Raw genomic sequence first — 13,071 nt, forward strand, 5'->3', positions numbered from 1 at the left:
ATTTATTCTTGGACGACTTTGTAAAGACGTAAATGTTCATCACGGTCAACTGCGCGACGATCTTCCCAAAGTAGATGAAGTTTTTTATTGTTGTGCTCAGCGTACGTCTTTGCCTCGGATTGACTGTGAGTGAGCATCCATGGGCAATTGGCGTCATCGCGCAGATTGAGTTTGGAGAAGTACTCAAAAGAGGCGAGCTGAGCAAAGCCAAGGTTGCTCGTATTAATGCAGCCGCCACCCGATGGAATGACTTGGGTTAATCGCGCCGATACATGGCGATAAGTTTTGGCGTAGTTAATGGTTGGCAGCCAGAGAGTCATCAATAAGACCCACATCAGCGTAGTGCCTGAAGCGGAGATGATCAGGCAGCGCCAAATCTCCTTAGGGGCGCGAGAAGTCCTCCAGAGAACTATCGCAAGCCATGGGCCGGTAATGACGAGTGCGATAAAAAATGCCAGAACATTAAACTGACCTTCAAATCCGGGAAGTAGGCGAGCGATATTAGCAGCAGTAGATTCTGGGTAACCCGTGACCTTTGCTAGCCAAATAATCCAAATCGCTAGGGCGATGAGCGTAAAGCTAAACATCGCAAACCAATCGATAAAACTAATGACGCTTCTCTTGAGAATGGGCAAGCTAAATGCGGCAATAATAGAAAGGCTGGGAATCAAAATCATTAAATCATGTTCTTTTGCCTCAAGGCGGCACAGAACATAAATCAAGCTACCAATAAATAAACTGAGTGGTATGCAAAGATGTGGGGCGCGCCAAGCACCCGCTTCCTTAACGCGCCCCCAATGGGCTAATGAAACAATAGCCAACGGCCAAACAGGCCAGGCGTAATCCCAGAAGTTCACACTCAAAAATCCCATGGATTCAATGGATGGAGTGGCGCGCATTTCCGGCATATTGCGCCATCCCTTTGCGGCGATATGACGCCAATATGGAGATAAATCTGCAACGTACCAAATGAGTGGCCAAATGGCAAAACCCATTAAACCTAAAACAGTGCTGGTAAGTGTCCAGCGAAAGCGTAACTTTGCGTTGCTAGCAATGACCGAGATGATAGTGGAGGTGACAATAATCAAGCTGAGAGTGAGGTTGCTAGATAGTGCGACGATGGCAATACCAAGGCCAGTCCATAGCCCGCCTTGCCAAGGCTTATCTAGGCCGCGCACAGTGCCGTACAAAACAATGCTGATGCCCATTAGTTGCGCCATCATCGGCGTGGTTTCGTGAGCGCGTTGAGCAAGACCAACGCAAGCCAGGAAGATCAGCAAGGCGCCATCGGCCAATGTCATGCCATAACTCTTCATGTCCGGTTGGCCGCCAACAGCAAGCGCCATTGGCTGGACTTCACGACGACGCCCAAATAAATAGGTTGCGTACCAAATCGCTAGCGCTGCGGAGAAGAAGCAAATTGCCGCATACAAACGCGCTGCGTTAGCAGCGCCAATAAATGGACCAAACCATTCAATTAATGTGGCGCCCATCCAGTAAGGAAGCGGCGTTCCAAGTGAGATATCTCGACCAGCTAGGTGCGGAACAATCCAGTCGATGGAGTTACCGCGAAAGAGAGTCCACATGCCACCAAAGCCAATGGCGTCCTCATTCTTCCAAGGATCTCGAAAGAAGAGTCCGGCGAAACCGTAAACCAAAGTCAACGCAAAAATCACAATGCGTGGAATTGATTTGGTGGCGGCGGCGGTAAGTTTAACCATGGGTAAAGTTCAAAATAAAAAAGGCAGCAAACGCTGCCTTGCTTATCTCGCAGAGCAGGTATTTCACATACCCCGCGAACAGAAGTGGTTTAAGCCTTCTTATTGCTTGTCTTTTCAGCAGCTTTTGCTTCTGCGGCTGCAGCTTTTTTCTCAGCTGTTTTAGCAGCGCCATCACCGGAAGCTTTAGCAACAGCTTTAGTACCGAATTTCTGACGGAATTTCTCAACACGACCAGCGGTATCCATAATTTTCTGGGTACCAGTGTAGAAAGGGTGTGATTCAGATGAAGTTTCGATCTTAGCAAATGGGTATTCATTGCCATCGTCCCACTTAATGGTTTCTTTAGTGGGCATTGTGGAGCGAGTCTTGAAGCTGAAGTTATTGGAAACGTCTACAAAGACGATTTCACGGTAATCTGGGTGAATGCCAGGTTTCATTATAAGTCCTATAAGCGGGTAGCCGTTTGAGTCAAATTCACTTAAATACTTTCCCAGGTTTTAAGGTTTTAAAAGCGGTAAAGGCGACATTATGCCATGAAATCAATAAAAGAGCGCATTTTTGAGGTCCAAAAAGTGGCAAAATGACCCTCTGGACCTCTAAATTAGCCTCAGCGACGCATTAAGTCGAAAAATTCACCATTGTTTTTGGTGGATTTAAGCTTATCGACGATGAAATTCATCGCCTCAATATCGTCCATGTCGGCCAGCAATTTACGTAATACCCAGATCTTCTGGAGATTTTCGGCTTTAACAAGCAATTCCTCGCGGCGGGTACCGGACTTATTCAGATTAATAGATGGGTACACACGACGCTCGGCCAAGCGGCGCTCGAGGTGAACTTCCATATTGCCGGTGCCCTTGAACTCTTCGTAGATGAGGTCATCCATACGGCTACCAGTTTCAATCAGGGCGGTAGCAATGATGGTTAATGAACCGCCTTCTTCAATATTGCGTGCCGCACCAAAGAAACGTTTTGGACGTTGCAATGCATGCGCATCCACACCACCAGAGAGTACTTTGCCTGATGAAGGAACTACGGTGTTGTATGCGCGCGCAAGACGAGTGATCGAGTCAAGCAAGATGATCACATCTTTGCCCATCTCCACTAAACGTTTTGCTTTTTCAATCACCATCTCAGCAACTTGTACGTGACGAACTGCTGGTTCATCAAAGGTGGAGGCAACCACTTCACCGCGAACAGAGCGTTGCATTTCAGTGACTTCTTCAGGGCGCTCGTCAACGAGCAGCACAATGAGAATGGCATCTGGATTGTTTGCAGAGATTGCGTGCGCAATGTGTTGCATCATCACGGTCTTGCCGGATTTGGGTGACGCTACGATCAAGCCGCGTTGACCGTAACCAATAGGAGCGATCATGTCGATGATGCGGCCAGTCAGGTTCTCTTCGGCATTGATATCACGCTCTAAGCTGATTACGCGGTTCGGGTGTAATGGTGTTAAGTTGTCGAACATGATGCGGTTCTTGAGGGCTTCTGGAGCCAAACCGTTGATCTTGTCTACCTTTACCAATGCAAAGTAACGCTCACCATCTTTAGGTGCGCGCACTTCACCTTCAACGCTGTCGCCAGTGTGGAGGTTAAAGCGGCGAATCTGCGCAGGAGAAATGTAGATGTCGTCTGGAGAAGCCATGTAAGAGGCTTCAGGTGAGCGCAAGAAACCAAAGCCGTCAGGCAACACTTCCAATGTGCCATCACCGAAAACGGTTTCACCGGCCTTCGCGCGTTTTTTCAGAATGGCAAACATTAATTCCTGTTTGTGCATCCGTTGAGTATTTTCAATCTCCAAGCTGGCTGCCATTTCGAGCAGAGCGGATACGTGGAGACCTTTGAGTTCAGTTAATTGCATGTGGTTCTCGGGTGTAAATAAAGGGAAAAATCAGAATGGAATGAATTTGTTTTGAGGTATCGCTGCGTTGATTAAGATCACGCAGATAGGGGAAACCAGAGTTTTGGGCGTTTGCTAAAAGAAAAAAAGGGGGGGATAAATTTCTGAAAATCGGAGCACTGATTAGTGCGTTCGAGCAATACTACACTAAAAAACGGGTCTGACAACTGCGGCACATCGGGAAAAGCCACAGGCTCAGCTGGTGAACCTGTGGTCTGAGACTATTTACAGGTGACTATCAATAAAGGCGGTCAACTGGGATTTGGCCAAAGCGCCTACTTTTTGAGCAGCCACGGTGCCATTTTTGAATAGGATCAAGGTGGGAATGCCGCGAATATTGAATTGGGAAGGTACGCCTTGGTTTTCATCCACGTTCATTTTTGCGATCTGTAGTTTGTCGCCATATTCACCAGCGAGCTCTTCCAGGATCGGGCCAATCATTTTGCAAGGACCACACCACTCAGCCCAGAAGTCGAGCAGAACAGGTTTATCGGACTTGAGGACGTCTTGTTCGAAAGAGGCGTCAGTTACATATTTAATGCCGGCACTCATGCAAATTCCTTATTTGGCTTATTTAGTTATTGGGTTACAGCGCTTATATTAGCAATAAGCGGAACGTTCTATTCAAAATAGATAAATTACTCAATTAATGCCTCAACCTTTTCCGACCATTTCAGACAAAAAGCAGCCACAAGCTTGGGCAATCACGCCCAATAGCCAAGCGCTCGCCCAATTGGCAAAAGGTATTTGGGATTGTGCAGTGCAAACTAATCATCGTCCCTTGGTAGTGCTCAGTACCGCTGGCCCACTGATTGGGGTCAGGACGGCCTTAGAGCAAAACCGACCAAAGGACCTGTCTAGCAAGATCGCTTTTCTGCCTCAAGTTATTAGCTTTGCGGATTGGCTAGAGGCAGCGCCCGGCGCATGGAAGTTTCCGAAGAAACAAACGGATTTGGAGAGATGGTTATCGGTTTACATCAATCTTCGCAAACATCCAAAACTCAAAGCATGGTTCAAAGCTGAAAGCGAAGCGGGAGCATGGGGATTGGCTCAAGCAGTTATTGATGCATGTGATGCCTTGTCTGAATTGGTGGTTCCCCAGTTGCAAGGCGAGCTCAATATCTTATTAGAGACACACTCGCTAGATGCTGAAGCTTGGCTTAAAAAAGTGGAGCTTGCACTAGATCAGGCAGTTGCAAAAGCTTACGTAGGTCTCTCACGTAATGTCGTAGATGAAGAGTCTGCGGTCCTCTTAACATTCTGGCGCTACCTCACCAGCATTGGCGATCCTATTATTCATAGGCATTTAGCCATGGCTGCTCACCTGCAAGCAGCAAAAGAAAATGCAAAAAACAGTCCAGACACAGTGCGCCCATTTATCTGGGTGCAAACTGCAGACCCAAAGCCAGTAGATCAGGAATTAATCGATAGTTACCTACGTGAGTACGCTCAATATGCGACAGTAGTGCGTGTCGTTCTTGATTGGCAAACTGTTGCTTTATGGCCGGAGGCGCTTTGTGGGCAAGACGTCGATGGCGAAATCGTTCTTGCAGATGAATCAGCAGAGCAGCAGGTTGAGGGCAATATCAACTTAAGTCGTCATGAAGGCTGGCGTTTGCTAGCAGCAAGACGTTTCGAGGAGTTGGCGTGGGTAGCGGCAAAATCAATCGAGTCGCATTTAGTTGATAAGAAGAAAAATATTGCGCTAGTGGCGCAAGATCGTTTAGCGGCACGCCGTGCACGTGCACTTTTAAGTCGCCTTGGGGATTCTCTTCGTATCCGTGATGAAACGGGTTGGAGGTTGTCAACTACCAGAGCGGCAGCTGCATTTGATAGTTTGCTAGAGTTAATCCGTGCGCCTAAGGAAGGTCCTAGTGCGAGCGTCTTACTCGAGTTTTTGCAAAACCCTTATTTTGATTTAGCGCATAGCCTGCAAAAGAGCCCTGAGGTTCGTGTTGATCTCATTGCGCAGCTCGACGATATTTTGCTTGCTAGTCAAGCAAAGTCTGGCTGGGAAACATTTATTGCTGCAATTGATAAAGCGAATGGATATGCCAGTATGCATGGCGGTTCACCAAATGAGCAGCTCATAAAATTAATCCAGTTTGCTAAAAAACTGCATTTCGCTTGGCAGTCACCGCTCCTTGAATGCTCAAAGGCCTATGTCCAGCTTCAAGATAGCCTTGAGGAGGCTGGCATGGCTCCGCGACTTGAGAAAGATGCTGCCGGTAAGCAGCTTTTAGAGGTTCTTAAGCGCTTCGACCTGAGTGGTGGGCCATACAAAGATCTGAAGATGCGATTACCAGAGTGGTTGAGTCTCCTTAAAACGGTGATCGAAGAAGCTGCTTATGAGGAGGCCGGCAAAGAAGCAGGGGCTACCTTGAGTATTTTGCCTCTCCGTTCAACATGCCTACGTGAATTTGATGCTGTAGTTGTCATAGGTTGCGATGAGCAACAATTGCCCGCATTTTCTGAGCCACCATTGTTTTTTTCGAATGCGCTCAACCGTTATCTAAAGTCATCCACTATTACTGCGCAATACATTCAACAAGCCCGCGATCTTTCTCAGCTATTAGTAGCATGTAAGAGCGTAGATTTAATTTGGCAAAGTAAGAGTAAAAGTGGTGCACCCTTAAGGCCATCTGCTTGGATTCAACGTTTACAAGCTGTGCTCAAAAAGAAAATTCCATGGGAAGTGGTGGAAGCAAAGCTCAAGCCATTTGAAGGGCAATCACAGCCTATTCAAAAATCGGTGAGTATTCCAGCTCTAGATTTGAAAATCCCAACTACGGTTTCGCCGAGTGCCTATAAGGCTTTGAGAGATTGCCCTTATCGGTATTACGTAAGCAATTTATTGGGTTTACGTAAAGCAAAAGAATTTGAAGAGGGCTTTGATGCCTCTTTGGCTGGCCAGACTTTACACGCCTTGTTGAGAAACTTCTTTCAGGCACTCAAAACAGAAGAAAAAAAATCACACTCCACTATTCATGGTGGTGCGGATGCAAGACGTCAATGGATGATTGAGCATCTCATGCAGTTTTCCAACAAAGAATTCGAGAGGCTCATTGCTGGTGATGCCAGAATATTGGGAACTTTGCGAGACTGGCAAAAACAGATACCCAGTTTTGTCGATTGGCAGCTAAAGCGTGAAAATGAAGGGTGGCGCTACCATGATGCTGAGTTGTCTGTTGGTTTTACTTTGTCGATTACCGATCCCAAGGGAATCAAGAAAGATATCTGGATTGCCGGGCGCGCTGATCGATTTGATATTAATCAGTCCGATGCCAGTGCAGCTGCGGTGATTGACTATAAAAACCAGAAGATAAAGAAAATTACTCAACGTGCAGCGAATATTCTGGACGATCCACAGTTATTGATTTATGCCAGGGGCGCAACTGAGAACCCTGTTGAAGCTCGCATTCCAGGGCGAGAGGTAGAGCAGGCCGAATGGGTCACGCTGAGGGCTGACGTGCAGGACGAGGAAAAGATTGTTCGAGCTCACCCAGTTGAGGATATGCCTGCAGTAATGGCGGAATTTTCCGAACAGGTAGTTAATGACTTGAATGATTTATGGTCCCGCAAACCCATGAGGGCATTCGCCCCCGATAGCGTATGTCAATACTGTGAAGCAAGAGGCGTTTGCAGAAAGGGAATGTGGTGAGCGATAAGTTAGAAACCGCCATAGCCTGCAATCCTGCTGAATCGGTCATTGTTTCCGCTTGTGCTGGAAGTGGCAAAACATGGCTATTGGTGTCACGCATGATTCGTTTGCTACTAGCCGGTGCAAAACCACAGCAAATCTTGGCGCTGACATTTACTCGCAAAGCTGCGCAGGAGATGCGCGATCGCCTCTATAAATTGCTAGAGGAGTTTTCTACCTGCGATGACGCTACCTTGATCAGTGAGTTGGTAGGGCGAGGTTTAGATGAAAAAGACGCCATTGCATTACTCCCGCAGGCAAGAGCGCTATATTTAAATGTATTAGCAAGCCCACAGGCGGTTGTTATAGACACCTTCCATGGCTGGTTTGGCCGTCTATTGGGGGCTGCGCCTGTATCGGCAGAAGTCCAGCCGGGCTTTAGCTTACGTGAGGATGGTAAGCGTTTGCAGGAAGAGTGTATGGCAGATTGGTGGGGTGATTTGCCCGATGATCTACAAAAGCACTACGACGTTTTGTTGGAAGAGTTTGGTGCGGTAGAGACTCAAAAATTCTTGATGGGTCACTATAGCCTTTTCAAGCAAAGAGGCGCATGGATTTTTTTGCAAGAGTCTTGTAAGAAACAGCGCATTAAACCGATTGAGTGCTTAGAAAGAATACTGCCGCACTTGGGAGTGTTAAACCCCCTTGAGGCACATTGGAGGCAAACCCAGACAAAAACGGATTTAGAGTTTCTCTATAAATGTTTTTGTAATGGAACTCCAACCCAAATAGGAAGCGCCCCCTATATTGAGGGGGTCATCAAGCACCATATGGCAGGTGGATCAGTGATGGATATTGCTGATCAATGGGAGACATACTTCTTTACCCAAAAACGTACTCCATTAGCTACTATTGCAAAGCCCTCCGTTCCGATGGCTAAGTACATCAAGAGTATCGGTGGAGATCCTGATGAATTTACTGCGATTTGTCAGGGGTGGTTAGATGCCTATGAGGCTCTATTTGTGTGGCAGGGCGAGCATTTGATGCATGCTTTAAATGATGCATGGTTTGCTATGAGTGAAGCAATGCTTGCTCATATGGAAAAAACTAAAGAAGCCATGCGCGTTCGGGACTTCGATGATTTAGAAATTGGTGTAAGCCAATTAATGGCGAGCTCTGATAATGCTGCCTATCTACAGGCCAGATTAGATGCTAGATATAAACATATTCTGATTGATGAGTTTCAGGATACCAATCCACTGCAGTGGCAGATTTTGCGCGCTTGGTTGGCGGGATATGGGGATGATGGCTCCATGCCAAGCATTTTTATCGTGGGCGATCCTAAGCAATCGATTTATCGATTCCGCCGTGCGGACCCAAGATTATTTGATAGTGCTCGCATATTTTTAGAGACTAAGCTTCAAGCCAAAGCTCAAAATAAAAATACGACACGCCGCAATGCACTTGCTATAAATGAAGCAGTGAACAAGATTTTCTTGGCAGGACCTTTGCCTGATACCTATCGGTATACAAAACAGGAAACTGCCTGGAAACCATTATTAGAAGGCATTTCAGGGCATGACTACGCTGCGATGGGTGAAGCTTATCTATTGCCCTTGATTGAGCGCAAAGATCCGTCGATAGTGGAGCGAAATGGTACGGCGTTTGATGGTCCCATTGAGGATGCTGGGAACACTACAAGTGTTCAGCAACGCTATGAAGAAGGGGAGATCATTGCTCGCTTGATTCATCACATCATAGCAACTCGCAAGGTGATGGATAAGAAAGATGGGAAAGACTTCTGGCGTGAGGCAATGGGGAGCGATTTCATTTTATTGGTGAAGCGACGCCAATTCTTACCTCAATATGAAAAAGCCTTGCGTGATGCAGGGCTTGCTTATGACAGTTCGCGCCTAGGTGGTTTGTTAAATACTCTCGAGATCGATGATCTGATTGCGTTGTTAACAGTATTGGTTTCGCCAAGACATGATTTGCCTTTAGCGCAAGTGTTGCGTAGCCCTATTTTTAGTTTTACTGAAGAGCAAATGCAAGAGCTCCGTAAGAGCATGGCTGACGGATTTTCATCCTGGTGGGATGCTTTGCAGGCTAGTCAAAATCCACTAATACAAAAGGCTGCGAGGTATTTAGAACATTGGCGTGGCCTGGGTGAGGTATTGCCTGTGCATGATTTGTTGGATTTGATCTATCACGAGAGTAATTTACGAGTGAGTTATGCCATTTCTGCGCAGAATCTAGCTCGTGCACAGGTGTTGGCTAATTTAGATGCCTTTTTAGAGCTCGCTTTAAATCAGGATGGTGGACGCTATCCTAGCTTGAGCCGCTTTATTGATGCAATGAATGCGATGCGGCGTGGTGATGATGATGAAACGCCGGATGAGGGGGATGTAGAAGCTGAAACGGAGGCGGATACTGATGATGATATTGGCGAAGTAGATCTAGATAGTGAGATGTCAGATGAGGAGCGACATCGACGTGTGCGCTTAATGACAATTCATGGTGCAAAGGGATTGGAGGCACCCTTTGTTTTCATCCTTGATGCCAATAATACGGAGTGGAAAGCGCAGCACCGAGGGGTGTTGTTAGATTGGCCACCAGAGCAGAATAGTCCAACCCATCTTTCTATGTATACCGCTAAAACCTTAACAGGCGAACGTAGCGCAGTATTTAAAAAAGAGGGTGAAGTCAGTCAGAATGAAAACTGGAACTTGCTCTATGTCGCAATGACCAGGGCTAAACAAGGCTTGTGGATTAGCGGTGTCGCGGCGAAGTCAAAATCTGGAATTAAAGAGCGCTCTTGGTATGGCAGGGCCTTGGCAGCAGGTATACCTACATTAGATATTGATGCACTCAATCTTCCAAGTGTTGTAACGGATGTAAAAGAGATTGAAGTTGAACGCGGTAGCATGCCATTTAAGATTGATCACTTTCAAGTTGAGTGGGATAGTGCAATCACTACCTATCAAGAGCATCTTGCCAAGATTGAGAGTGATGCATTAGCTCAAGAGTTGACAGAAAAGGCTTTGGAACAAGCAAAAGAAGCGCTAGATCCAGAAATTCTAGAAGAGGGCACGAACTTTCATAAGTTGCTTGAGTTCCTCACCCCAGACTCCAATAACCAAGTAAAGCCGTCTATGCCGGGTGAGCAAGAGCTTATGAATTGGCTGGACGTTGATCAAGAGCATGCAAAAACTCTAATGACTCGCGCAAAGATGGTGCTAGAAGCTCCAGGACTAAAACGCTACCTGACATCGGGCGAATGGGTTCAAGCATGGAATGAGTTGGACATTGTCAGCAAAGAAGGCAAAAGCTATCGCATGGATCGCTTAGTGGAGCTTGATGATCATTTGGTCATCATCGATTACAAGCTCACCATCCCAGAAGTGGGTAGCGAGAAGTATGAAAAGTATCGCGCCCAACTCAAAAACTATCAAGCTGAGCTGGCGCGCATCAGAAAAGACAAAACAAACAAGGCTTACTTGATTTCATCCAGTGGCGAGATAGTTGAGGTCAAGTAGGGCATAAAGCACTATCATCTAGCTATGGAACGCTTTCCCATCCGCATCGAACTCCTAGAGAGTGCCCAACCTTGGTTATGTCGGGCTAGTATTTATATCTCTAATGCCTTTGTGGACGATACTGCAATTCTGGCGATCGCGTTCTGCTAAATAAAAAACCACCGATATGGTGGTTTTTTATTTAAAGAGCATCTAAAAATCCTTACTTAATCATTCCAGCATTCTTTGCATCGTCCATAGCTTGAGCCGTTTTCTATTTCATGAACGTGGGCATTTTTGCCAGTGGAATATCCACCAAGATAAAACCGGAGTCTTCTAGTTTTTGCCTGGTTTCTGGATCCGCATTTAGTTGTGCGAAGTAATCAGACATTTTGTGCTGGAGGACTAATGGTGTGCTTTTCGGTACAGCTACGCCGCGATATGCGCCATCGACTAAGTTTAGGCCAAGCTCTTTAAAGGTTGGTACATCTGGTAGAGCGGGGTTTCGATTCTCGGTAGCGATTGCCAGCGTACGCACTTTCCCTTTTTGTTGAATTGCCAAAGGGAGGTAGTCCATGGCCCCGTCGACGTGCATACCAATCAGGGTGGTAATCAAATCACCTGTGCCTTTGAGGGGTACGTAATTTATTTTGACGCCCGCTAGTTTATTGAGGCGCTCAACCGCCATGTGGTTGGCTGAGAACTGTGCTGAGCCAGCCAAGGACATTGTGCCGGGCTCTTTTTTTGGCGGCAGCAATAAATTCTTGATAAGTTTTGTAGGGGCTGTCCACGGAGACCATCAGTGCATCAGGCGTGAAGTGATAGTAGTAGATCGCGTTAATGTCATCCGTTTTGTATTGGATATCTGCTTGTAGTGGTTGCAAGATGGTGTGGGGAATATTCACGCTCACAACGGTGGCGCCATCGGCATGGTAGGTATTCAAGGCGCTCGATACCAAAGCGCCACCAGCACCAGCGCGATTAATCACCATCATGGGTTGCTTGAATTTTTTAGCGGAGATATCCGCTTGATAGCGCGCCACCAAATCTGACTCACCGGCAGCAGGAAAGGGGATGATGTACTGGATGGTTTTGTCTGGAAAGGGCTGCGCATGGCTTATTGCGCTAGATAGAAGTGTCAGTGCAATGCCAAAACTTGTTAGTGCCTTCATGTGCCTCCCACGCCTATATGGCTGTATTGGATTTCAGCAATTGCTACGCTCATTATGGGGGTGTCTACCTGTGAATTGGGGTGAGCGGGGTCGGGGTTTATGACTAGAAAACCCCTTCAAAGGCATCAAAACAACAAAAATAACCTCATTTTTACGATTTTTACATATACTGTATAAACATGCAGTATATTAATGGTTAGGACGCAAATAATGAATCTAGCGAACGAGGGGAATCAGATGAACACAATCAGCAACTTGATGAATAACTTCAATGGCATTTCATTGGCTGTGATCATGATTCTGTCTGACTGCGCAGTATTAAAAAATACCAAGCGCAATGCCAGTAAAAATCAGTGAGTGTTTAGCCGCAAGTATCAGTAAAGAACAAGCAGCAAGCCGAGAAGGGGAATAAGGAAATCACGGATTCCTTATTCCATAGTAAAAGCTGATTTACTTAGCCTCTAAGGCTTTGCGCAAGTATTCGGAAACATTGTCTTGGCGCAATAGCCATTGTTTGTAATCTGTTGGCACTTGGCTGATGAATTCACCCTTGTGTTTGCCGTAAGGCATGATCTTCGGAATTCTGACCTTCTCAGACATTTCCCACAGGGCATCTAAAGAGACAGGATGTAGCCTGTCAATGATTTGTTTAACAATCTTGGAGCAAATCCAAACGTCAGCTAAGGCGCTATGGGCGCTGCGCAACTGCTCTCTAGCAGTATCGCGTTCAAAGAAATAGAGTAGGGCGCTTTGCGTGTGGCTGTCGAGATCGGGCCAAAAGCTACGCGCAAGCGCAAGGGTGCAGATGCGCTTTACTTCAGGTTTACCAATCGCAACCCAATCAAAATCAATATTGTGGCCAATTAGGTACTTAGTGCCAGCGGGCAAACGAAACGAGCTACTTGCGGGGCAATTCACCAGCTCTTCATCCATGATGTGATGCGTCGCAAGGGCGCCCAAGCTAATGGGTTTCCCAGGGTTATAGCGTTGCACCCAAGGATTGCCAACCTCAAATGGATTAAGAGAGGTCACATCTAATGAGGCAGCTTCAATAATGACCGCATCATTCTTATCGGTTGCTTCTACATCAAAAATAATGGCTTTGGGCATAAAGTTTTCA

9 protein-coding genes are annotated in these 13,071 nt (G+C 46.5%); 2 read left to right on the forward strand and 7 right to left on the reverse strand.

The window, feature by feature from the left end:
* Positions 1-2: 2 nt before the first annotated feature.
* From DXE35_RS03140 to trxA, 4 genes are all read right to left on the reverse strand, one after another.
* Positions 3-1,721, reverse strand: coding sequence for an ArnT family glycosyltransferase (locus DXE35_RS03140; RefSeq protein WP_114689535.1), 1,719 nt, complete (start codon positions 1,719-1,721; stop codon positions 3-5).
* Between the two features lie 89 nt (positions 1,722-1,810).
* A complete protein-coding gene (locus DXE35_RS03145) occupies positions 1,811-2,158 on the reverse strand; it encodes a type B 50S ribosomal protein L31 (RefSeq protein ID WP_114689536.1) in 348 nt (115 codons plus the stop codon).
* A gap of 170 nt (positions 2,159-2,328) precedes the next feature.
* The gene (gene rho / locus DXE35_RS03150; protein WP_114689537.1) at positions 2,329-3,585 is read right to left on the reverse strand and encodes a transcription termination factor Rho; all 1,257 of its coding nucleotides are present in this window, start codon (positions 3,583-3,585) and stop codon (positions 2,329-2,331) included.
* 264 nt (positions 3,586-3,849) lie between these two features.
* Positions 3,850-4,176, reverse strand: a complete 327-nt coding sequence (gene trxA / locus DXE35_RS03155) for a thioredoxin TrxA (RefSeq protein WP_114689538.1) — start codon at positions 4,174-4,176, stop codon at positions 3,850-3,852.
* A 97-nt stretch (positions 4,177-4,273) separates the two neighbouring features.
* On the opposite strand from trxA, the gene DXE35_RS03160 reads away from it, so the two are divergent.
* Together DXE35_RS03160 and DXE35_RS03165 are read left to right on the forward strand one after the other, a co-directional pair.
* Positions 4,274-7,285 (forward strand): PD-(D/E)XK nuclease family protein, encoded by a 3,012-nt coding sequence (locus DXE35_RS03160; RefSeq protein WP_114689539.1) that lies wholly within the window; start codon positions 4,274-4,276, stop codon positions 7,283-7,285.
* A complete protein-coding gene (locus DXE35_RS03165) occupies positions 7,282-10,800 on the forward strand; it encodes a UvrD-helicase domain-containing protein (RefSeq protein WP_231969977.1) in 3,519 nt (1,172 codons plus the stop codon). The genes DXE35_RS03160 and DXE35_RS03165 overlap by 4 nt, the downstream gene beginning before the upstream one ends.
* A gap of 253 nt (positions 10,801-11,053) precedes the next feature.
* Here DXE35_RS03165 and DXE35_RS03170 read toward each other — a convergent pair whose 3' ends face one another.
* The 3 genes from DXE35_RS03170 to DXE35_RS03180 all read right to left on the reverse strand — a co-directional run bounded on the left by DXE35_RS03170 (position 11,054) and on the right by DXE35_RS03180 (position 13,061).
* The gene (locus DXE35_RS03170) at positions 11,054-11,467 is read right to left on the reverse strand and encodes a tripartite tricarboxylate transporter substrate-binding protein (protein WP_415069898.1); all 414 of its coding nucleotides are present in this window, start codon (positions 11,465-11,467) and stop codon (positions 11,054-11,056) included.
* The gene (locus tag DXE35_RS03175) at positions 11,457-11,951 is read right to left on the reverse strand and encodes a tripartite tricarboxylate transporter substrate-binding protein (protein WP_114689541.1); all 495 of its coding nucleotides are present in this window, start codon (positions 11,949-11,951) and stop codon (positions 11,457-11,459) included. Before DXE35_RS03175 ends, DXE35_RS03170 begins: the two co-directional genes overlap by 11 nt.
* Before the next feature lie 450 nt (positions 11,952-12,401).
* The gene (locus tag DXE35_RS03180) at positions 12,402-13,061 is read right to left on the reverse strand and encodes a 3'-5' exonuclease (RefSeq protein WP_114689542.1); all 660 of its coding nucleotides are present in this window, start codon (positions 13,059-13,061) and stop codon (positions 12,402-12,404) included.
* Positions 13,062-13,071 lie beyond the last annotated feature (10 nt).

Origin of the sequence: Polynucleobacter necessarius, from assembly GCF_900095215.1 — a bacterium.
Taxonomy (GTDB): Bacteria; Pseudomonadota; Gammaproteobacteria; order Burkholderiales; family Burkholderiaceae; genus Polynucleobacter; species Polynucleobacter necessarius_H.